The sequence below is a fragment of the Rhizobium sp. 9140 genome (assembly GCF_900067135.1).
Taxonomy (GTDB): Bacteria; Pseudomonadota; Alphaproteobacteria; order Rhizobiales; family Rhizobiaceae; genus Ferranicluibacter.
Genome location: NZ_FJUR01000006.1, coordinates 76,370 through 98,420, shown reverse-complemented (window position 1 = coordinate 98,420; position 22,051 = coordinate 76,370). Strand labels below are relative to the sequence as shown.

The window sequence follows — 22,051 nt, the reverse complement described above, 5'->3', positions numbered from 1 at the left end:
GGTGTGACCGATGGCCTTCCTCGACGCGCAGTCGCGCACCGTTCTGTTCGACCCACCCGATGTTTATGAAGAGGCCCTCGCGCGCTATGCGCTGTCCGCTGAGGACATCGCTTTCGCCAGGGCGCATCGCCGATCGCATAATCGTCTGGGTTTTGCCATCCAACTCGCCCTGGTGCGTGATCTCGGTCGTCCGCTCCGCGCTGGGGAAGTTCCGCCTCAGGCAGTCGTCTCCGTTGTCGCCGACCAGTTGGGCATCGACGCTGCGGTGTTCGCACTCTATGCCCAGCGGGAGGAAACCCGTCGAGAACATACGCGGGAGATTGTCGTCGCACTGGATCTCCGGCCCGTCCGGGCGAGCGATTATCGATCCCTGATCACCGCGGCGGCACGCGAGGCAGCCGCTACCGAACAAGGCGAGCCGATCACCAAGGCCGTGATCGAAGCCCTGAAGGAGAGGAAGCTGCTCGTTCCTGTGCCGGAACTGCTGATACGTCTGGCGATGGCGGGCCGGGCGGCAGCGCGACGACAGGCTTATCGCGGCTTGATCCGGGGCATGGAGCAACCGTCCATCGAGGCGCTTGATCAGCTTCTCATCGATCGGTCCGGCGATCGGAGCCATCTCGGCTGGATTGCGGAAGCGCCGGAGGGGACGAAACTGAAAAACCTCAAGGGCCTGATTGCCCGGCTTGAGGTTCTGCGTTCGGCGGCGATTTCCGATGAGCGACGTAAAACGATCCATGCCAACCGCTATGGCATCATCGCCCGGGACGCCCGCATTCTGCATGCCCGTGAGATACGACGCCTTACATCCGAGCGCCGCTACGCCACGCTGACGGCGTTCGTCATCGAGAGGCAGGCGGCAATCACCGACCTTGCGATCGACATGTTCTGCAAACTGATCGGCAGCACCCGGCGCAAGGCTGAACTTAGCCGCACAGAACGCCGGCTGAAAGAAGCCGAGATTCTTGATGGGGTGGCGCTCGATCATCTCAAGCTTGGCGAGGCGCTTCTGGCCGCCCGTGAGAACAACACCGATCTCGCATCCGCAATTGCAGTCTCACTCGGCTGGGACGGATTGACCGCCAGCGTGGCCGCAGCCAGGTCCGTCGTGCGCCCCGATCGCAGCGACGAATTCGATGAGCTCATAGAGCGGCACAAATCGCTGCGAAAGCTGGGCAGGCTCATGTTCGGCGCGTTCTCTTTCCGGTCGTTTCGTCCCGATGATCCGGTTTTGAAGGCAGTGGATCATCTGCGTGCGCTCTACAGTGGCAGGAAACTACCCGCGCAGGTGCCGTTCGCGTTCATGACGCGCAAGTGGCGGCGACGTGTGCGCTCGGACGGTGTCACCATCGACCTTCGGGCTTGGGAAGTGGCGGTACTCGTTCACCTTCGGGAGCGCCTGCGGGCCGGTGACATATGGGTTGATGGCAGCCGAGCATGGCGCAGTTTCGAGGATTATCTTCTGCCTCGACCGATCTTTGCCCTGATGCGCGCCGAAGGCCGGCTCGGGCTTGCCATCCCTGACAGCTTTGCCGAATGGCGAGCCGAACGCACCGCCACGCTCGACGCGAAACTCAAAGAGCTGGCAAGGGCGGCGGCCGCCAACGCCATTCCGGATGCGGCTATTTCCGACAAGGGTTTGTCGGTCTCCCCGATCCGCGAGGAGGAGCGTGACGGGATCGTCGCGCTCAGCCGGCGTCTTTACATCCTCGTTCCCCGGATCAGGATCACCAGCCTGCTTGCCGAGGTCCACAGCTGGACCAGGTTCCTTGACAGCTTCACACACTATCGCACCGGCGAGACGGCGAACGACGAGCCGGCGCTGATGGCCGCTATCCTTGCCGACGCCACCAACGCCGGTGCTGAACGCATGGCGGAAAGCTCACGCGGCGTCACGATCCACCAGATGATGCTGATGGTAGATAGGCATCTGCGCTCGGAAACCTATGCTACGGCGACCGCCGTGCTGGTCGATGCGCAGCAGGCTCATCCCTTCGCCGCGGTCTGGGGCGACGGTCATATCTCCTCCTCGGACGGGCAGTTCTTTCCGGCAGGCGGGCGCGGTGAAGCCAGCCTCGAATACAATGCAAAATACGGCAAAAGACCAGGTGCTTCGGTCTATGGCTTCCTGTCCAATCGTTTCGCCTCCTTCTTCTCCCGGATGATCCAGGCGTCCGAGAGCGAAGCGCCCTACGTGCTCGACGGCCTCCTTCACAACGAAAGCTCCGTCGAAATCCATGAGCATGCAACCGATACCGCCGGCGCGACCGAAACGACATTCGCTATGTTCCATGGCTTCGGCTATAGGCTCATTCCTCGTATCCGCAATCTCGGCAATCGCAGGCTCTTCGTCATCGATCCCGACGCGGCGTACGACCCGCTCGGGGCGCTGATCTCGGGAGCCGTCAACATGGATGTCATCGAGCAGCACTGGGATGAGGTCTTGCGGCTGAAGTCATCGATTGGCGCGGGCCTCGTGCCGCCGTCCGTCATCCTCAAGAAGCTTGCCGCATCGCCTCGGCAAAATCGGCTCAATCAGGCGCTACGCGAAATGGGCCGGATTGAACGCTCGATCTTCATCTGCGACTGGTTGCTCGACACCAAGCTCCGGCGCAGATCGCATGCCATCCTCAACAAGGGTGAAAGCCGTCACGCCCTTGCCCGGGCGGTCTTCCTCCACCAGCTTGGCGAGCTGCGCAACCGCGTGGCGGAAACCATGGCCTATCGGGCGTCAGGTCTCAACCTCGTCGTCAACGCCATTATCCTGTGGAACACCGTCTATCTCAGCCGCGCTGTCGATTATGTCCGCACCCAGGGCATCGATATTCCCGCCGAGCTGCTCTCCCAAGTCGCACCACTTCCCTGGGCTCATATCGCACTCACCGGCGACTATCTCTGGAACGAAATTGACCGACCCCTCGAACGCTTCAGGCCGATCCGCGCTAACCGTTTCAATCCAAACAACTTCGCTTTCCCTTAGCGGGTATTATTGCAGAAATGCCCACGGAGCCCCTACACGATCGACTGCGGCACGGCCCCGAAGAAGGCGAATGCGTGGATATGGCCATCAACCCAGGCCTCGGCCACCGCCGCCGGATAGGCCCGCACATAGCAGCCGTCACTGTGCGGCAGATCCAGAACGAAGAAGCGGGCCTTCTGCTCGACGCCGCCGATCACCACAGTCGCCTCGCCGAAGTCGGCCTGCGCGTGTCCGGGCGGATGCGACAGAGGCACGAACACCTCCTGCCGACGCTGATCCCGCTCGCGTATATAATCCTTGATGATCGTGTAACCGCCGGTGAAACCGCATTCGTCGCGCAGGCGGTCGAACACCCGCTTGGCGGTATGGCGCTGCTTGCGCGGCACCTTCAGATCCTCATCGAGCCAATGCTCGATCGTCGAAACGAATGCATCCAGCTTCGGTCGACGGATCGGCGAGCGACGCTGATAACCAGGCGGCGTCGAATAGGCCACCATCTTCGCCACGCTGTCGCGCGATATGTTGAAATGCTTTGCAGCCTGACGCCGGCTCATCCCCTCAGAGACGGCCAGGCGAACCCTCAGATAAAGTTCCACGGTGTAGATCCCCACGCCCTCCTGCTGTCGTCGCAGAAGGGTAAATAGGTGGCCGGGTTTTACTCCGGCGCAGCAGGACTATCCCGCCGCTTCCGTGGACGAATTTTGCACCGCCGTTCTCAGGCATGGAACGGCTGTTTTTACCCGTCCAGCAGGCCATGCAATCGACTGGCCCAGCGGCTGAACGGCTGACCGCGATGATCAAGGCTCATGCCATGGCGATGATGCGCAACGCCGCCTTCGAAGCCGTGGTCGTACAGGGCGTTCACATGCACAGGCTCGCGGCAACCACGCCCGACCAGCGCAAGACGCTGGACGAACTGATCGCCATTCGCAGACGGTTCGAAGGTCTTTTCAAGCAGACTTTGGAAGAAGGGATCGCCGATGGCTCGATCCGTGCACTCGACATATCCATCACCGCCAAGGCAATTCTCGGCGCGGTAAACTGGCTGTCGATCTGGTATCGCCCGATGGAAGGCGAGACCGAAGCCGCCCGTGAGGCGATCGCCGACAAGATCGTGGCAACCCAGACGGACGGTTTTCGAAAGACCTGATGGTCAGGGCGCAACCATGGCCGCGCCCTGAAAACGATTTAGAGACCGCCGACGCTCAGATACTTGATGTTGAGGTAGTCATCGAGGCCGTGGACCGAGCCTTCACGACCCATGCCGCTTTCCTTGACACCGCCGAAGGGCGCGACTTCCGTCGTGATGATACCTTCGTTGATGCCGACCATGCCATATTCCAGCGCCGAGGAGACGCGGAAGGTACGGGCGAGATCGCGGGTGTAGATGTAGGCAGCAAGACCGAACTCGGTGGCATTGGCCGCGTCGATTGCTTCCTTCTCGTCCTTGAAACGGAACAGGACCGAAAGCGGACCGAAGGTTTCCTCGCGTGCCACGACCATATCGGAGGTCGCATCAGCCAGAACCGTCGGCTCGTAGAAGGTGAAGCCTAGGTCGTGACGCTTGCCACCAACCAGCGTGCGAGCGCCCTTGGCAAGCGCATCACCGATGTGATCCTCAACCTTCTTCACAGCCGCTTCGTTAATCAGCGGACCCTGCTCGCTCCCGGCTTCGAAACCGTTACCGACTTTGAGTGCCTTGACCCGAGCGGCGAACTTTTCGGCGAAAGCGTCGTAGATGCCGTCCTGGATATAGAAGCGGTTGGTGCAGACGCAGGTCTGCCCGGAATTGCGGTACTTTGCGGCAATGGCGCCCTCGACAGCCCGATCGATATCAGCGTCATCGAAAACGATGAACGGCGCATTGCCGCCCAGCTCCATCGACAGGCGCTTCATCGTGTCGGACGACTGGTTGTACAGCAACTTGCCGACGCGGGTGGAGCCGGTGAAGGTGATTTTCCGGACAATGGAGCTGGCCGTCAGTTCGCCACCGATCTCGCTGGCAGCGCCCGTGACGATATTGACCACACCGGCCGGGATGCCTGCCTTTTCGGCGAGGAGCCCCCATGCGAGACCGCAATAGGGTGTGAACTCGGCCGGCTTGACGACGATGGTGCAACCGGCTGCAAGTGCAGCACCCAGCTTGCGGGCAATCATCGACAGCGGAAAGTTCCACGGCGTGATGGCGCCGACGACGCCGACAGGCTCGCGGGTGACGAGGATACGGCGATCCTTCCACGGGGAGGGGATAATCTCGCCGTTAACCCGACGGGCTTCCTCGGCAAACCACTGGATATAGGCCGCGCTGATTGCGACTTCGCCCTTGGCTTCGGCCAATGGCTTGCCCTGTTCCAGCGTCAGCAGGCTGGCCAGCGCGTCGATGTTTTCGCGAACGAGGCGAGCCATTTCCAAGAGAAGGTTGGCGCGTTCGGCAGCGGTCTTCGCCGACCAGGCAGGGAAGGCGGCCGAGGCGGCGGCAATGGCGCGCTGCGTTTCGGACTTGCCGGCATAGGGGATCGTGCCGATGACGCGGCCGGTTGCGGGATCGGTGACGTCGATGGTCTTGCCGCTATCGGCTGCAACCCATTCGCCGCCAATCAGATTGGCTTCACGAAGCCAGCCGGATGCTTTGACAGTTTCCAACATGATGCTCTTCCTGTTCTCGGGGGGGGTCAGGGCGACTGACCGACAGGGACAAAACCCCGCACCGGAACCGGTGCGGGCGTCGTCTGTTCGATTAGCTTTCGCCGGACCCGTATTTGTTGGGTTAGTAGGCGGCTTCGTAGATCGCCAGCGCGTCGGCTTCCGTGACTTCGCGCGGATTATTGACGAGAAGGCGGGTCTGCTTCATCGCATCGCGCGCCATCATCGGTAGCGCGTCGCGGGGAATGTTCACCTCACGCAAGGTCTGCGGCACTTTCAGCTCCTTGCCGAGCTTGTCCAGAGCCTCGATGAAGGCCTCGGCGCGCTGCTCCAACGGCACGTTGGCAAGTTCGGGGAAGGCGTCGGCAGCGATCTCAGCATAGAATTTCGCGCCCTTGGACAGGTTGAAACGCAGGACATGCGTCAGAACCAGCGCGTTGGAAAGCCCGTGCGGCACGTGGAAGTGACCGCCGATCGGGTAGGCCAGCGCATGAACGGCGGCCACCGGCGAATTGGCGAAAGCCTGACCGGCGAGCAGCGAGCCGAGCAGCATGCCGGCGCGAGCTTCACGATTCTGACCGTTGAACGTCGCTTCGCGAATATTGGCGCCCAGCAGACGCAATGCCTGCTTGGAAAGACCGTTCGACACCGGGTTATTGTTGGCAGATGCCGAAGCGTAGGATTCGATCGCATGCACCATGGCGTCGATACCCGTCGCGGCGGTCACTGCCGGCGGCAGGCCGAGCGTCAGGTCAGCGTCGAGAACCGCGATGTCGGGCAGGAGGAGAGGGGTTACGACACCCTTCTTTTCCGCGCCACCGGTGGTGATGATCGCAATCGGCGTGACTTCGGAACCGGTTCCGGCCGTCGTCGGAACGAGAACGAGCGGCAGACGCGGACCCTTCGCGACATTGACGCCGTAGACGTCGTTCAGCTCTTCGCCACCCTTGGCAATCAGCGCCGCGACCTTTGAGACATCCATCGGAGAACCGCCGCCGATGGCAATGACGCCTGTCGCGTTGTGGGACTTTATGAGCGCAGCCAGTTCGAGAACATTCTTTTCCGGCGGATCGGCGTCGATGTCGTCGAAGATGACCACTTCGATGCCGGCCTTGGCGAAGGAAGCGAGCGCCGGATCGATCAGGCCCAGCTTGCGCAGAAGCTTGTCAGTGACGAGCACGACACGGTTTCCGAGGGTGGAGCCGGCGATCTCGGCAATCCGGGCGCTGGCGCCGACTTCGGAGATGATGGATTTCGTAGTGTTGAAGATGAAGTTGCTCATGGCATCCTGTTCCGTTGCTTTGGGCCTGCCCAGCGTGTGCGCAGGCCCGTTTCGATGACGGTCAGACAGAAGCGATCTGGCCACGGTCCATGCGGTACACCGCATCGAGACCCTTGCCGGCGTGCTGAAGATCGGCGCCGGAAAGAAGGATGGAAAGGCCAAGCGGCCGCAGCGAAGAGACCACTTCCGCGATACGCTTGGACAGTGCCGGAGCGACACCCTCGAAGGGTTCGTCCAGCATGAGAAGCTTGGTGCCGGTCATGCGGGCACGGCCGATGGCGACGAGCTTCTGCTGGCCGCCGGACAGCTGAAGCGCACGGCGATGCCTGAAATTAGCCGCTTCCGGGATCAGCGAGTAGACGTCGTCGAGACGCTTCTGCGCGTCCTTGACGCCTGCGGCCCAGGCCGGGATCAGCAGATTTTCCTCAACCGTCAGCTCAGGAATGAGACGACGGTCTTCCGGGGCAAAACCGATCTGGTGATGAACGCGCAGATGCGGTGCCTCGCGGGAAATATCGCCGCCCTCGAAGCTGATGGCGCCTGCCTGCAACGGCAAAAGGCCCATGATCGCACGCATCAGCGTGGTCTTGCCGGCACCGTTACGGCCGACGATGCCGACCATGGAGCCTGCCTCGACCTTCATCGACACATCACGCAGGATCTGGACCTTGCCAATGGAAACGTTGATCGACTTGACCTCAAGCATGACCGTGCTCCTCGCCGATGATGAGTTCGCGAACCTGCTGGTCAGCCAGCACGGTTTCCGGTGGGCCGTCGATCAGGACGCGACCTTCGAAGAAGGCGAGAACGCGATCGGAGTAACGACGGACGATTTCCATATCGTGCTCCACGAACAGAACGCTGACACCCGCTGCACGGGTCGCATCGATGACACGGTCCATGACAGAGAATTTCTCCTCGCTGGCGACACCACTGGTCGGTTCGTCCAGGAACAGAACCTTCGGCTTGCCAACCATGGCGACAGCGATATCGAGCAACTTGCGGATGCCTTCCGGCATGGTGCCGGCCAGCGTGTCGTGGAAAGCTTCGAGACCGAAAACCTTCAGCGTTTCTTCCGCCCGCGCCGTCAGGGCGTCGTCGGACAGGATAGAGAACGCCTTCGGGCCGATACTGTCATTGGCGCTATAAGCCAAAGCCAGGTTTTCCAGAGCCGTCAACGAATTGAACAGCTGCGGGATCTGGAACGAACGGGCCACGCCGCGCCGGGTGATCTGGCGGGGCGACTGACCGACGATCTCATGGTCATCGAGCAGGATCGAACCGGTATCGGGTTTCAGGTAGCCGGTAATCATGTTGATGAACGTGGTCTTTCCCGCACCATTGGTGCCGATAAGACCGGAGATCGTGCCGGGCATGATGTCGACATTGACATCGTTTGCAGCCGTGACCGCCCCGAATTTCTTGACAAGGCCTTTCGCCTGAATGATCGGCTTCATGCTTTTTCTCCCGTCGTGACGGTCGCAGCCTTGCGCTTGCGGAACCGGATGCCGCCGAGCCCCTCGGGCAGGAACAGGATCATGGCGAGGATGATGACGCCAAGCACCAGCTGCCAGGTATTCGGAGCATACTGGTAGGCAAAGGTTCTGATGAATTCGAGCGCCAGCGCGGCAATGAACGGCGTGAAGATATTGCCGGTGCCAGCCAGAACCGCGATCACCACGAATTCGCCCGACGTTGCCCAGAAGGCCATTTCGGGATCGACGTGAGCGACGAGGATACCGCTCATCGCGCCACCGAGGGCGGCCAGAACAGCGGCCAGAATGTAGCTGATATAGATGGTCTTGTTGGCCGAGGCACCGAGATACTCGACGCGGATTTCATTGTCCTTGATGCCCGGAAGCAGGCGACCAACCGCCGTCTTGCCGAAATACCAGAGATTGATCACACCGGCGAGCGAGATGAGAATGAGGATGACGAGGCCGTTGAAACGGGCCGCACCGGAGAGCGGCAGGCCGAACAGCGTCACGCCGCGAATGTTGAAGCCATCCGTACCGCCAAGCTCGACCGACTTGACGAGCAGACCGTAGAGCAGCATCGACAGGGCGAGCGTGAGCATGGCGAAGAAGATGTCGCGGTAACGGCTGAGCAGTGTGCCCGCCACAGCCGCCACGAGAGCGGCGATGACGATGGGCGCAATCAGCAGAAGTACGGCTTCGTTGATCTTCCAGAGGTTTACCATCAGGCCGACGGAGTAGCCGCCGATCGCATAATAGAGGCCCTGGCCGAAGGAAACGAGGCCGGCCCGCATCATCAGAACGAGGCCGAGCACGGCCAGCCCCTTGGCAAGGCCGATGGACATAACGAAGTTCCATGCCGGGAAAGCCCAGGCAAGGATGATAAGGACAATGGCCGCGCCGAAGGCGAGCGGCACGAAGGTCTGAGCTTTGTTCATCATATCTTGCGCAACTCCACGCCGGAAAACAGTCCCTGCGGCCGCACGGCGAGAACGATCGCCATAACCGCATAGATGCTGAAGACTTCAACTTCGGGCCAGTAATGGACGGCGAGCGAACGTACGAAGCCGACGATCAATGCCCCGACAATCGTGCCGGGAATGGATCCGAGACCGCCGATGACGACAACCGCGAACATCATGACCACGACTTCGACGCCCATGCCGGGCACCACGGAAATGGTCGGCGCGGTGAAAGCACCGCCAAGCGCGGCAAGGATCGAGCCGACCACGAAGGCGGTCACGTTCCAGCGGCTGACATTAATGCCCATCGCGCGCGAAACTTCCGGGTCGTGGATCACGGCCCGCAGCATCTTGCCCTTGGCCGTGAACTGGAGAAACCAGGTCAGGAACCCGCCGCTGATGATAGCGACAGCAACGATGAAGAGGTTGTAGGTCGGATAGACCAGCGGTCCGAGATAAACATTTCCGAAGGCCCACATCGGATCGGAAGCGATCCACGGATCGACGCCCCAGATGAGCTTGATGACGTCTTCGAGAATAAGAAAGAGCGCATAGGTGACCAACAGCAGCACGACCGGATCGCGCCCTGCGAAAAAGCGCAGAACGCCGCGTTCGACCACCAGACCGATGATCGTGCCGGCGACCAGCGCCGCAACTATCATGACCGGAATGCTGCCCGCCGGCGGGAGGCCCTGCGAGAACCAGTAACCGAGAAAGGTCACCGACATATAGGCACCGATGGCATAGAAAGTACCATGGGCCATGTTGAGGATTTTCATCACGCCATAGATCAGCGTCAGGCCGACCGCGATGATGAAAAGCCAAGCGGAATACAGGATGCCGTCGATGACGGCGCCTAGAAGCGCGTTCATGCCACACACCATTTGTTATGGAGAGGACGGTTTTCACCTTTCGGCCGCGCACGGTGCGAAGGATGAAAACCGGTTCAAACAATCACGGCGCTCAAAGCGCCGGAGAAAGACCCGCGGGAGCCAAGACTCGCCGCGGGCCGTATTTCAGGCTTACTTGAGGCCGTTCTTGATCCAGTCATGGCTGGTCACGCCTTCCGGCGGGTTCACCTTTTCCGGAGCGTAGCGAATGACGTCAACAAAGGTCAGCTTGCCATCGACGGTCTTGGTACGACCATAGACCATTTCCTGAACGGCCTGATTACCCTTGCCAAGCGACATCTTGACTTCGCCCGACGGGCCTTCGAACGTCGCGCCCTTCAGAGCGGCGGCGATTTCTTCGGTCGTCGGCTGCTTTTTGGCATCGCCGCCCTGCGCCTTTTCATAGGCGAACTTGGCTGCGAAAAGCGTCTGCGCCATGTGGTAGGAAGGGTAGCTCGGCGGCATGTCGGACTTGGCGTTGTAAGCTGCCTTGAACCATTCGTTATAGGCGTTTTCCGGCGCGAAAATGCCATTCGGACCACGGGCACCGATGATCGTGCCGTCCGGGATCTGCTTGGCCTGGCGATGGATCGCCGTTTCACCCGACGTCAGAACGACGGTTGCGTTCTTGAACAGTTCGCGCGGCGCACCCTGAAGCACGAGACCTTCAAGGTCACCGCCCCAGAAGCTGGAATGGATGATGTCGGGCTTGGAACCGAGTACGGCCGAGATTTCGGTATTGTACTGGCCGGCGCCAAGCTTCGGCATCTGCGACGTCGTGAGTGTCACGTTCGGACGCACGCTTTTCAGTGTGCCTTCGAAGTCCGCCCAAGCGTCCTGGCCCCAGGCGTAGTTCTGGTTGATACCGGCGTAGGTCTTGAATTCCTTGACGGTTTCATTGACGTAGAGAGCTGCGCCAACGTTATCCATCGTCGCCGTTGCGACCGGACGGAAAACATATTCGTAGTCAGCTTCTTCGAAAATACGCGGCGTGCCGCAATCGAAGAGCAGCGTCATCGTCTTCAGTTCTTCGGCGACCGGGGCGACGGCAAGGCAATCGCCCGACGACGTGTAGCCGACGACCATATCGACATTCTGCTGTTCGACGAGGTTACGCAGCTCGGAAACCTGCTTGGTGGTGCCGCCGGCCTCATCGATGACGACGAGTTCGATCGGGCGACCACCGAAACCGGCCTTTTCGTAAGGTGCGGGCAGCTTGCCACCGGCATTGACCTGCTCGGCGAATACTTCGGCAGCAATCTTGGCCGGAATACCGAACGGGCCTGCGGGCGCTCCGGACAGGAAGGTGACGACGCCGATCTTGAAAGGCTTCGCGTCCTGAGCCATGACGGTTGCAGGGGCAACACCGGACAACAGAACGCACGCAGCTACGGCCAGAGGCCTGGACATGTTCATAGATTTCCTCCTCCACGGCAAAACGCCGGGTCTGTTACAGCGGACCCTTGGGCTGCCCGCGTGTTAAACGACCGAAATGTCTTCTTACATTTCGGTCGGCTCGAAAGTGTTCAACATATTGAACACCGTTCGACATAATGTATGATGCATAAAAAAATGAGCGTCAAGAGGAGGAAACATGACGGATGACAATTCCAAAGGCGGAGCGGCAGTGAAAACGGCCGTACCGGCCGTCGAGCGCGCCACAAGACTGCTCGACATGGTAGCTTTAAGCGATGAGCCACAAACCCTGAGTGGGCTTTCTCGCCACCTGGGGTTGCCGAAAAGCTCGATTCACGGACTCTGTAATACTTTGGTCGAGTTGGGCCTGCTGGACCGCAATGGCAGTGGATTTGTGATGGGCGGACACGTCATGCTGTGGGCAAACGCCTTTGTGGCGAAGTCCGACATGGTTTCCGAATTCGTCAGGCTCTGGGAGGGGCAGTCGGCGCTCAAGACGGAGACGGCAACGTTGACCATTCTCGATGGTTCGGATGTGGTCTACATCGCCTCCCAGCACGGACTCGATCCGCTGGGGATAACTTTCCGCACCGGCATGCGCCTGCCAGCGGCGTTCACCGCCACCGGCAAAGCGATTTTAAGCACCATGCCACAAAGCGCCATTGTCCAACTTTATCCGAACGGCCTGCCGGCACCACTAACCACACACACGGTTGCGACCCTCGATGCGCTGTTTCAGGAACTGGAACAAATCCGGACCGCCGGCTATTCGATCGACGATCAACAGGTGCGGGAAGGCATGTTCTGCTTCGGCGCCCCGGTCTACGATTTTTCCGGTAACCGGGCTGTTGGTGGCATAGCTTTCAGCATTCACGCCAATCAACTGAACGAGGCGAGAAGCCGGGAGATCGGCCAGAATGTCATCCAGCATGCACGGCTTCTGTCTCAACGGCTAGGCTCACAACCGATCCGAAAATAACCGGATTTCGCACCTGGAGATGGACTCTGTCCCTGTGAGTTTATGCCGAGGCGCGACTTGCGGGGCGTTTCAAGCTAACCGGCATGCCGCATCTGGGCGAGCAGTTTCTTTCGAAAGACCTCTGCCGGCGTTCGATAGCCGAGGCATTTGCGCGGCGTGGCATTGAGTTGGTTACAGATCTCAATGAGGTCGGCGTCGGTCACCGATAAGGGATCGACCTCTCTCGAAAGCCATTTCCGTACCCGCCTGTTGGTATTTTCGACGGTTCCTTTTTGCCACGGCGATTGAGGGTCGCAGAACCAGGTCTGGGTGCCAATGCTCGCCTGTAGGTAAGGCCAGTCGGTGAACTCCGTGCCACGGTCGAACGTGATGGAACGACGGGCGAGGTGGGGCAGGGCCTGAAGTGCTTGCACAAGGCCGTTCATGACCGGTCGAGACTGCCGATCATTGTTGCGCAGAAAGATTGCAAAGCGGCTGACCCGTTCAACGAGTGATGTGACGTTGGCCTTTCCAAACTTCTTTCGGAACTGGATCAGGTCGCATTCCCAATGCCCGAACTGCTTGCGATCGGCGACCACATCCGGGCGGCGCAGGATGTTGAGTTCCGGACTAGGCTGTAGTGACGATTTAACGATTTTTGATTTTCAGCATGCGGCAAATCAGATTCCATGCAGGCTTTTGGAGGTCTGCGATGGATATTGATGCCTTGAACGACGAGCAGTGGTCTCGAATCGAGCCCTTTGTCCCCGGCGGTCGCAAAGGGCGTCGGGGACCGCGCACGAATAACCAACGGTTTGTCGAAGCCTTGATCTGGATGGCGCGCTCGGGCGGACGCTGGCGTGATCTGCCTGAGCGATATGGCGACTACCAGACGGTCAAGCGCCGCTACTATCGCTGGATCGAGATGGGGGTGCTCGAAAAGTTGTTCGAGGCGTTGACGCAGGAAGCCGATCTGGACTGGATTTCGATCGATTCCACATCCATCCGTGCCCAGCCACAGGCCGCCGGTGCACGGCAAAAAAGGGGGGAGCGGACGCCCAGGGTCTTGGCCGCTCACGCGGTGGGCTAGGCACCAAGATCCATGCCGCGGTCGATGCGCTGGGCATGCCGGTGCGTTTCGTGCTCGCGCCAGGCCATCGGGGCGACGTGATCTTCGGCAAGGCCCTGCTCGATGGTTTGCGCCCGCGTCATGTCATCGCCGACAGGGCCTACGATGCCGAGCACTTCCACGACACAATTCTCGACGCCGGAGCCACCCCGGTCATCCCTCCACGGCCCGGAAGACGACGTCCGCATGCATGCAACTGGCGGCTCTACAGGGAACGGAACCTGATTGAGCGCTTCTTCGCCAAACTCAAGCAGTTCCGCCGTGTCGCAACCCGATATGACAAGCTCCTCGTAAATTTCAGAGGCTTCGTCCTCATCGCTGCAATAACAATTTGGCTCAAATAGTTAAATCGTCACTGTAGCCTAAACCGTTGGCCATGCTTGCGTCTGGCATGTCGCGGTCGCCGCCGAGCCCGATGCTCCGGCAGGTGCCGCCACAGCTTGATCGCTTGGCCGTCAGATGAGTATGCGAACTTGTAGATCGTTTCGCGACTGACCGAGATCGGATGCCGCTCCAGGCGCATCCTTCCTACGATCTGCTGTGGCGACCAGCCGTGCATGATCCGGTCGATGACAGATTGCCGGACATGCGAGAAGCGCACCGGCTTCCTCAGCTTGGCGCGTCGTTCGCACGCCATGTCATGCGCCGTGACACAGTAATAGCCGTTCAGATCCGGGACGACTTCGTCGATGAACATATTGCGCCGGATCTCGCGGAAAATTGTCGAGCGATGGCGTCCAAGCTTCTCGGCGATGATGCCACAGTCAGGCCAGCCATACGCCAGCGAGCGATCTTGCGTCGTTCATCCATGTCGATATGGGAGTAGGTACGGTTCATTGCAGCTTCCTTGCGAGTGACAACCCATTGGTCTCATTCGCAAGTCGCACTTCATCCTTGAACCCACCCCCCCGTCGCGAGGTTGTGGCTGGGGAGTCAAAATGTCCGCCGGTTTGCAAAGTAGAAATGTCCGCACGGTGCGCTCTGGCACTGCCGATCAGCCCCGATCTGAGCGGCTGATCCCGCTTGCAAGATCAGATCGGGGCGGGTGGTAACACTCCTCTTTGGCTTTAGCTTTGAGACACCTCATTGCGCAGCCTGCTGCCGTGCCAGCGCTTTCTGGCGCCGTGCAATCACCGCTGGATCGTTCACAAAATCCTTCCGTCGGCCCGGCCCGCGAGCACGTTTAACGTAGCCGTTCTTCTCGCTGTTGCTCTTCACCTTCGGCTTGTCCTGCTGCTCTTGGCGCTCCTTGATATAGGCCAGAACATCCCCGAGCCGCTTGTTCTCGGTGATCGCCGCATGCGTCACCCGCTGGTCCTTGTCGAACACCGTGTAAGGCAGGGAATAACCCTTCCAACGCACATCAAGTCGACCGTCGGCATAGGCGTAGGTCTCGACATAACGACCCACCAGACCGCGCGTCACCTCGCTCTCCTCCAGCATGATCCGCTTGCGCTCAAACGAAAAGGTCAGCTGCGATCCGACATAGCGCTGTTCGCGCTTGCACAGGATCTCCGTCAACCGATCCGGTGCAAGGTTCAGCGGCCGATGCAGATCTTCCGGGCGGGCAGGGGGAACCGCAAATCGTGCATTGTAGTCATCCATGAAGCCCGGCAAGAACGCATTGCCAGCCTCCATGGTGTCGATGCCGGAAAGCCTGAGCTCCTTGACCAGCCGGTCCTGCAGCGTCCGGTTCATCCGCTCGACACGGCCCTTGGCCTGGCTCGAATTTGCGCAGAGAATCTCGATGTTTAGCTCACAAAGCGCGCGCCCGAACTGGGTCATGCCCTGGCCACCCTTCGCATCCTTCTTCGCCACCCGAAACACCGAATGCTTGTCCGAGTAGAAAGCAACCGGCATCCCGTGATTCTGGAGATAAAGCTCCAGCGCCTCGAAATAGGTGAAGGCACTTTCGGAGCGCACGAAACGCAACTGCATCAACCTGCCTGTCGCGTCATCGACGAACACCAGCAACGAGCACGGCGGTCCGCGATCCTCGAACCAGCGATGCTCCGACCCGTCGATCTGCACCAGTTCACCATAAGCCTCGCGTCGAAACCGCGGCTGATGAAACGTCCGGCGCTGCTTGCGTGACAGCCATAGTCCGGCGTCAGACATCCAACCGCGCACCGTCTCGCGTGACACCCGCAAGCCATCGCGCTCAGCCAACTTCTCCGTCGCCAACGTCGGACCGAAATCTGCATAACGTTCGCGAACCAGTGCCATCGCATAATCGCGAACCCCGTCACTGATCTGTCGGATGGCACTTAACCGTGAGAATGCAGTCGCATTAACCCGTTTTGGCAGTTAACTTGAGAATCTGCCCTGAGAAGATTCTCAGATTAACTGCAATTGAGATGACGCGGTTGATCGGCAGGAACTGTTTATGATCTCTTCGATGGCACTGCTGAAGCGCGCCTTGTTCTCACCTCTCATTTGGCCGTGAAGCATTTGAAGCATCTCTGGCCCTGAACGCTCAACGATAGCTATCCCGGCCAGCAGAGCCGGCCGGAGGTGCAGAGGCAGGATTGGACTTGACGACGTTGGCAGACTCCGCCGATCAACGACATCGTCGAGATCAGGAATGAGTGCGCCCAGTACCCGGTAACGCCATGGCTCGTAATCTCCAACGCGGGGCTTCTTCACCCGTCGCATCAGCAGAAGTCGGGCGATCCTGACCGGAGATGCCCAAGTTCGGTCTCTTTGTGAGGCCTCATCGTGGAGCAGCCGTTCTCCAATGAGAGCCGTTGCGTGATAGTGACCGAAGGTTGAGGGGCAGTCACGCCCCGTTGGGTACTGGAGCAGGCCGCCGCAAAGAGTACAGGTGATACGCCAGCCGAGAAGCTGATTTCGAATAACGACTCTCGGTTCCGTCCTTGCAAGATAACACGTTGTACAAGACTGCATTGGCTCCTTCGCAATCAGGCACCGAGACGGCTCTGCCACATTCGTGAAGGTGGTTTGGCGCGTCGTTTCCGGATCTGCGCAGAGCATGCGTGCCAGGCGGAGGACCTGATTGTCGTTGAGATTAAGATCGGCGGCGCGCAGCGATGGCATCTCTGGGAGGCAATGCCGAAGCATAGCCAGGGGAGGGACACCATAGAAATCGGCATGCCGAGCAACCCACGACGACAGCAGCTCATCGGTGCAGGGAGCCAGTGTTACCGGCAACTGCTGGGGGCTTGAAGGTCATGCGAAGGCGGCTTCCGCATCAAACTCCGGCTCCCATCTCTCGACAGCTGCGTCCGTAATTCTCTCTTGGCCGCTTTCGATGGCCTCGATTGCGAGTGTGTTTAACATATGGAAGAGGTTTGCGGTGATGCCCTCGGATATCTGCAACATCCGCCGTAGCGATTTTGCGGTCAACACCGACGGCTGGCGTAGGGGCGTGTTGCGCAGGATCAAAGAGATCAGGATCTCGAACTGCTCGTTTGCAGCCCAGCGGCTTAGGGTGAACTGTTCAAAGCGGCGGGCCAGTTGCACATCGCCACCGATCGCTTCGCGGGCATCATTGACGCCAAAGCAGACGAGGGAGATCTGAAGTCGGTTGCTGAGGAAGCGCAAGGTGTTGAGGACGATGCGTTGCTCGCGATAGGTTCCGGCGAGGATATTGTGCACCTCGTCAATCACTAACACCTGAACGCCGATCGCCTCCATGATGCGCATCGCCGCCTGCTCCATCTGGGCGATATCGGCGCGTGGCCTTTGCGGTGCGCCGAGAAGGGTTAGTAGTTCCGCGTAGAACCGTCGTTCGCCGGGTCGGCTGGTCATCTCCATGGCCAGAACCGGTGTCTTCAACTTGCCGGTAAGAGAACTGAAGCTCGGTGGATGCTGATCACGGAAACGCTTCATGATCATCGTCTTGCCCATTCCGCTGTCGCCGTAGATGGCGAGCGAAGGCATGCGTGTGCCGCGTGGATGATCGAGCAGTTGGTTGAGCCGCTCAAGCACCTGCTTGGCGCGCGGATAAACCAGCCAGCGGCGTGATCTGATCGCCCTGATGCGTTGCGCATCCGTCTCCGCAAGCAAAGCCGCGGCGTTTGAGGTTAGGTGGGAGATTTCCGTGTTCATGCCAGTTCACTCCGTGTCCTCGTCGAAGGCCACAGGTTTGCTGGAGTCTATCCCGCGAAGCGACCCCCATCCGCCGTCTTCCACTCTCGTTTTGTGGCGGCTTGCGGGACCGCGTCGGGCGAAAGCCGTCTTTTTGACTGCTGCCTCGACCAGCTTGCGCTGCTCAACTGCCGTGCCGACTATGGTGCGGGTGTCTAGTTCCCGTCGCCCCTTTGTCAGCAGCGCGCGGCGCGCCGCCAGTGCCTCGTGTAGTGTCACCGAGGGCAAGGTAACGTCGGCATAGCGGGCTTCCACGAAGTTGCCGGACGGGCGCCGGACGAAGACGCGAGCCATATCCCGTGGGTCGTACTTTACAAGGAGACGCCGGTTAGAGCGCCCAACATCGGCGGTGAGGGCAGCTGACCAATAACGCAGCCCGAACAGGTGAATCCCGGTTGGCCGCAGCGTGCGTTCCTGCTCAGGCAGGAACGTCAGCCAGAAACGCATCCGGCCCTGGGGAAGTCGAAGCGGTATCACGTCCTCGTGCTCCCGCCATACTGCAATCGGCGGCCGGCCCAAGCTGGCGTGTATCGAATGGTGATAGGAGCCGACAATGTCCAGCGCGATGTACCGCTCGAGCTCGCGCAAAGTGAGTGCCGCATGTCGCTTAGAGTCGTATTCGCCAAGCTCCTGGGCATTGCTGAACGTCGTGCCAGGCAGCAGGTGGAGTTTTCCCATCTGTGTCCCAATCAGACGCTCGATGTGTCCACCGAAGCGTGGCTCCCCTGGCGGCCGCCAGTCGATCGCGATGCCGGCATCCTGGCATCCCCGCTTGAAAGACTGGCTCCTAAAATCGGCGCCGTTGTCGACGTGTAAGGTATCTGGCAAACCTGCGACGGGCCAAGCCTCGCTGATCTCCCGTTCACGCAGCCAAGCTGACTTGTCAAAAACGGAATGCAGAAGGCAAAGACTGGTCGAAAGGCGGGAAGGGGCATCCATCGTGAGGTAGAAGCCCGTCACCATCCGGCTGCAGACATCCATCGCCAGCGTCAGCCAAGGCCGGCCGATCGGCTGCCGCGTTTCCTCGTCAACGACAAAGATATCCGCTTTCGTATGATCGACCTGCACGATCTGCAATGGCCGGGAGGCGGCTAACACCCCGGGAACAGCACGAGTGTTCTTGACGATTTTGGTTTCGCCGCGCCGTTTGGCCCGCTTCTGTAGATCGATGTCTTCGAGTCGAGCTTTGATTGTTCGGCGATGGGGCGGCCGAAGTCCAGCGGAGATGCAGTTCGTCTGCACATCCCGGACCAGCTGTGTAAATGACGCACGATTGCGGGTAAGGTAGTACCGGCTGATCGTCGTCCGAATGATCTCCTCCCGCCTGTCATCTAGTACCCGATGGCCTCCTGGTCGGCCGGGCTTGCGCTCCACCAGGCTCATCACGGTCCCGCCGGCCCGGAATAGCTTGATGAGGCGGTATGCAGTCGCTTGACTGATTTCGAGCTCGGTCGCAAGCAGCGCCACATCCGCCACCGACATCCTGCCAGTGCGGCTTTTCAAAAAGTCTCGAATTGCGTCTGCGCGCCGGCACGCTTCATCCCAAAGCGCTTCGTCAACTTCGTCAGGGAAGGCGTCACTCACAGCAAGATACCATCGATTTCCTCGGTAGTCTGATTCTCACATTGACTGATCAGATTTATGCGAAATTCTCAAGTTAAGTGCCTATTCTCAAATTAAGTGCCGGGCTATCCTTCTGAAATTGCTGCGACGGATTCTTGGGGTTAAGTGCAAAGCGACAGCCATCCGCATGGCATGAGCGATACCGAGTTCACCGAGATCTTTACAACCACCGCGCCGGTCATCTTTGCCTTCCACGGCTATCCCGGTGTCATCCACGATCTGTTGCATGGGCGGCAGGCGCATGATCGCTTCCATGTGCGCGGCTATCAGGAAGAAGGCACGACGACGACGCCCTTCGACATGGTAGTGCTCAACAAGATCAGTCGGCTGCATCTCTGCCTCGACGTTATGCGCTATGTCCCGGGCATGCTAGAAAACAATGCCGATCTCGCCGCACATTGCACCGGAATGCTTCGCGAGCATGAGACCTATATCCGCCAGCATTTCGACGACCTACCGGAAATCAGGGATTGGGTTTGGTCGGATCATCTGCCATCCCCAACACAGCCGAACGAGCAGCCGGGAGCCGACCGTACTCCTTAGGCATCGTGGTGAGAGGAACCCGTTGCTCACGCTCGCAACCGGCGTCCGATAGCAAAATATTAACCATCGCACAGGCTAACATGAGCCTGCGCGGCAGGTATTGCGTCCGCGTATCCAACAACCTCGAACATAAGGGCTGTTCGCGGGTTATGGGACGTCTTATGTGCTTCACAGATTGACAAAACACGCGGCTGTTCGGCGCATCCTGTCGGACGTGATCATTGTTCGCCTTGCTATAAGGCGCCGATGTTCGCACTTATGGCCGAACAGCCGATCTGCATCGATATCTTGCATTCTGACGTGGCGATACTTCGCGCTCTGGTTAACAAAATGTCACCAATAGGATGACGAACGCTTCCGATGCATGTAATTCACCGCTTCGAGAGTTTGTTCGGTTATGTCGAGTCGTCATGCAAATATTCGAGTCTATTCTTACGCTTGTGGCTGTCTTTGCCCCAATCTACCTGTTTTTCCGCTGGGTGAGCTACGACACAGAAAGAGCAAGCGGGACGGTAACAAGACCAGCCTCCAGTATCCATGAAATTTCATTTACAACAGACGACATGGCGGCTGTACCGGTGGCGCGAAAAGCCAGCGCTCAACCCTCTGGCCTTGACAAACGCAACGCGCCGGCACCCAGGCGGCGACCGTCAATGTGTCTGCGTCATCGACGGTATGGTTGATGCCTTCTGTTTCCCTTCGAATTTTCCATTTACCAGCGCTTTACCTGCCCCAATTGCCTCTGTTCGCCCGAACCTTATCAAGTCCTTCAATCAGACCGCAGATTTTAGTAAGGATCAAAATCGGCTCCTTCGTTCAGGTTCCGAATACAGTGCCCTGCCGGAAGTTCTATTATCCCCGGACTATCCGCGATCTTTGTCTCGATCCCCTCACCAGTATACACACAGTTGCGAGATTGCCATATCCTTGGAGGGGGCTTATGCAGGAAGAGAATTCAGCTTTTCTACCAATTCGGTTCCCTGCTGCTCGTCAAGACCGACGATGAGGCGGTGTTCCCGTTCGCTTCCAACGATGTGTCTATCCACAATCGACCAGGAACCATCCGGTTCTCGAAAAAGAAAATAGCGATCGCGGCTTTTTTCATTTTCCAAGGCAATTCCTTTCGAATCTCGCATGGCTGATGTTACTGCTCGCGAAAGTAACAGAAAGTAATGAAGACGGTTTGCACTTTTCCACCGCAGCCGGCCAAATAGACGAAATCCGAGCCGGAATGGCTACGGAGCTGAAAGATTGATAAATACAATGACTATTCCGTCCCGGCTTTGAGCAAGTTGATCGTTTTCGATAGAGCCTATTGCGGTCGCCGGCGCGAATACGCCTGAATGATTCTAAGAAAATAGCATTGCCGACTGGAATGGATCCGAAGAAGATCCGCCCCCACCGAAAAAAGCGCTTCATGTTGAAGGCCTGACAGCGCCCGCTGCAAGGTGAATTCGCTGAAATCTGATTTGCTGATGAGGCCCCTTTGCCATTAATGGGAAAGAGGGTGTCTGGAAATCTGGTGTCTATGAGCGCTCAGTACCATAGCGTCTCGCCGCGTAGCTCCAAGATTTCACGACGATCGCCACCAAGCAATGATTTTCGGCGTGAACACCTGAACGATCTCGCCGTCCTGATTGATCGTCTCGCTTCGGAAGGTGACGAGGCCGCGTTCGGGTTTCGAGCGTGATGGCGCAATCGTGACGATCTCGCTTTCCACATGGATGCGATCACCCGGCCATGTAGCGCGGGGCCAGGCGATTTCCCCGCCCGCGCCGATCAGCCCGCCGGCCAGCGGCAGGCTCTGTACGAGCAACCGCATGGTGGCCGCCGCCGTGTGCCAGCCGCTGGCGGCGAGCTTGCCGAACAGGCTGTCGCGCGCCAGTTCCTCGTCGAGGTGGAAAAACTGCGGATCGTAGCGCCCTGCGAATTCCCGGATTTCATCGAGTTCCATCACATGGGAAGGGCTGGTGAAGCGCTGCCCGACTGTGAGGTCGTCGAGATAGAGCTTCACTGCCTGCGCATCTTCGGTCATGTCGC

18 protein-coding genes and 4 pseudogenes are annotated in these 22,051 nt (G+C 59.3%); 6 read left to right on the top strand and 16 right to left on the bottom strand.

Annotation, left to right across the window (positions count from 1 at the left end):
- Window positions 1–10 precede the first annotated feature (10 nt).
- Window positions 11–2,980: a Tn3 family transposase gene (locus GA0004734_RS25305; RefSeq protein ID WP_072495413.1), complete on the top strand. Its 2,970-nt coding sequence runs from the start codon at window positions 11–13 to the stop codon at window positions 2,978–2,980.
- Window positions 2,981–3,015: 35 nt separating this feature from the next.
- Here the strand turns inward: GA0004734_RS25305 and istA are convergent.
- Window positions 3,016–3,576 (bottom strand): annotated as a pseudogene (istA, locus tag GA0004734_RS25300) (IS21 family transposase); the annotation flags it as partial.
- Window positions 3,577–3,734: 158 nt separating this feature from the next.
- On the opposite strand from istA, the gene GA0004734_RS25295 reads away from it, so the two are divergent.
- Window positions 3,735–4,130 (top strand): hypothetical protein, encoded by a 396-nt coding sequence (locus GA0004734_RS25295; RefSeq protein ID WP_139056351.1) that lies wholly within the window; start codon window positions 3,735–3,737, stop codon window positions 4,128–4,130.
- A 38-nt stretch (window positions 4,131–4,168) separates the two neighbouring features.
- On the opposite strand, the gene GA0004734_RS25290 is transcribed toward GA0004734_RS25295, so the two are convergent.
- The 7 genes from GA0004734_RS25290 to GA0004734_RS25260 form a co-directional block, all read right to left on the bottom strand.
- Window positions 4,169–5,626: an NAD-dependent succinate-semialdehyde dehydrogenase gene (locus GA0004734_RS25290; protein ID WP_092938798.1), complete on the bottom strand. Its 1,458-nt coding sequence runs from the start codon at window positions 5,624–5,626 to the stop codon at window positions 4,169–4,171.
- A gap of 121 nt (window positions 5,627–5,747) precedes the next feature.
- A complete protein-coding gene (locus GA0004734_RS25285; protein ID WP_092938796.1) occupies window positions 5,748–6,905 on the bottom strand; it encodes an iron-containing alcohol dehydrogenase in 1,158 nt (385 codons plus the stop codon).
- Window positions 6,906–6,966: 61 nt separating this feature from the next.
- The gene (locus GA0004734_RS25280; protein ID WP_092938794.1) at window positions 6,967–7,611 is read right to left on the bottom strand and encodes an ATP-binding cassette domain-containing protein; all 645 of its coding nucleotides are present in this window, start codon (window positions 7,609–7,611) and stop codon (window positions 6,967–6,969) included.
- Complete coding sequence (locus tag GA0004734_RS25275; RefSeq protein ID WP_092938792.1) at window positions 7,604–8,362, bottom strand: ABC transporter ATP-binding protein; 759 nt, start codon at window positions 8,360–8,362, stop codon at window positions 7,604–7,606. Before GA0004734_RS25275 ends, GA0004734_RS25280 begins: the two co-directional genes overlap by 8 nt.
- A complete protein-coding gene (locus GA0004734_RS25270) occupies window positions 8,359–9,321 on the bottom strand; it encodes a branched-chain amino acid ABC transporter permease (RefSeq protein WP_092938790.1) in 963 nt (320 codons plus the stop codon). The genes GA0004734_RS25275 and GA0004734_RS25270 overlap by 4 nt, the downstream gene beginning before the upstream one ends.
- Complete coding sequence (locus GA0004734_RS25265; protein WP_092938788.1) at window positions 9,318–10,214, bottom strand: branched-chain amino acid ABC transporter permease; 897 nt, start codon at window positions 10,212–10,214, stop codon at window positions 9,318–9,320. The genes GA0004734_RS25270 and GA0004734_RS25265 overlap by 4 nt, the downstream gene beginning before the upstream one ends.
- Before the next feature lie 150 nt (window positions 10,215–10,364).
- Window positions 10,365–11,642: an ABC transporter substrate-binding protein gene (locus tag GA0004734_RS25260; RefSeq protein WP_245292652.1), complete on the bottom strand. Its 1,278-nt coding sequence runs from the start codon at window positions 11,640–11,642 to the stop codon at window positions 10,365–10,367.
- Between the two features lie 184 nt (window positions 11,643–11,826).
- On the opposite strand from GA0004734_RS25260, the gene GA0004734_RS25255 reads away from it, so the two are divergent.
- On the top strand, window positions 11,827–12,627 hold the full coding sequence (locus GA0004734_RS25255) for an IclR family transcriptional regulator (protein ID WP_092938784.1): 801 nt from the start codon (window positions 11,827–11,829) through the stop codon (window positions 12,625–12,627).
- A 74-nt stretch (window positions 12,628–12,701) separates the two neighbouring features.
- Here GA0004734_RS25255 and GA0004734_RS25250 read toward each other — a convergent pair.
- Window positions 12,702–13,232, bottom strand: a pseudogene (locus GA0004734_RS25250) (IS30 family transposase); the annotation flags it as partial.
- 86 nt (window positions 13,233–13,318) lie between these two features.
- Between GA0004734_RS25250 and GA0004734_RS26840 the strand changes: the two are divergent.
- The gene (locus GA0004734_RS26840) at window positions 13,319–13,696 is read left to right on the top strand and encodes an IS5 family transposase (protein WP_348626129.1); all 378 of its coding nucleotides are present in this window, start codon (window positions 13,319–13,321) and stop codon (window positions 13,694–13,696) included.
- On the top strand, window positions 13,585–14,079 hold the full coding sequence (locus GA0004734_RS25245) for an IS5 family transposase (RefSeq protein ID WP_348626136.1): 495 nt from the start codon (window positions 13,585–13,587) through the stop codon (window positions 14,077–14,079). Before GA0004734_RS26840 ends, GA0004734_RS25245 begins: the two co-directional genes overlap by 112 nt.
- 20 nt (window positions 14,080–14,099) lie before the next feature.
- Here the strand turns inward: GA0004734_RS25245 and GA0004734_RS25240 are convergent.
- From GA0004734_RS25240 to GA0004734_RS25220, 5 genes and pseudogenes are all read right to left on the bottom strand, one after another.
- Window positions 14,100–14,572 (bottom strand): annotated as a pseudogene (locus tag GA0004734_RS25240) (helix-turn-helix domain-containing protein); the annotation flags it as partial.
- Between the two features lie 246 nt (window positions 14,573–14,818).
- A pseudogene (locus GA0004734_RS25235) lies at window positions 14,819–15,991 on the bottom strand (ISNCY family transposase); the annotation flags it as partial.
- A gap of 81 nt (window positions 15,992–16,072) precedes the next feature.
- Window positions 16,073–16,906, bottom strand: a complete 834-nt coding sequence (locus GA0004734_RS25230; protein WP_245292651.1) for a TniQ family protein — start codon at window positions 16,904–16,906, stop codon at window positions 16,073–16,075.
- 18 nt (window positions 16,907–16,924) lie between these two features.
- Window positions 16,925–17,806: a TniB family NTP-binding protein gene (locus tag GA0004734_RS25225; RefSeq protein ID WP_092938780.1), complete on the bottom strand. Its 882-nt coding sequence runs from the start codon at window positions 17,804–17,806 to the stop codon at window positions 16,925–16,927.
- A gap of 6 nt (window positions 17,807–17,812) precedes the next feature.
- Window positions 17,813–19,429, bottom strand: a complete 1,617-nt coding sequence (locus GA0004734_RS25220; protein ID WP_092938778.1) for a Mu transposase C-terminal domain-containing protein — start codon at window positions 19,427–19,429, stop codon at window positions 17,813–17,815.
- A 144-nt stretch (window positions 19,430–19,573) separates the two neighbouring features.
- Between GA0004734_RS25220 and GA0004734_RS25215 the strand changes: the two genes are divergently transcribed.
- A complete protein-coding gene (locus GA0004734_RS25215) occupies window positions 19,574–20,011 on the top strand; it encodes a phosphoketolase family protein (RefSeq protein ID WP_280949531.1) in 438 nt (145 codons plus the stop codon).
- A 938-nt stretch (window positions 20,012–20,949) separates the two neighbouring features.
- Here GA0004734_RS25215 and GA0004734_RS26240 read toward each other — a convergent pair.
- Together GA0004734_RS26240 and GA0004734_RS25210 are read right to left on the bottom strand one after the other, a co-directional pair.
- Complete coding sequence (locus GA0004734_RS26240; RefSeq protein WP_167495066.1) at window positions 20,950–21,123, bottom strand: hypothetical protein; 174 nt, start codon at window positions 21,121–21,123, stop codon at window positions 20,950–20,952.
- Window positions 21,124–21,584: 461 nt separating this feature from the next.
- Window positions 21,585–22,046: a MaoC family dehydratase gene (locus tag GA0004734_RS25210; RefSeq protein ID WP_092938776.1), complete on the bottom strand. Its 462-nt coding sequence runs from the start codon at window positions 22,044–22,046 to the stop codon at window positions 21,585–21,587.
- Window positions 22,047–22,051 lie beyond the last annotated feature (5 nt).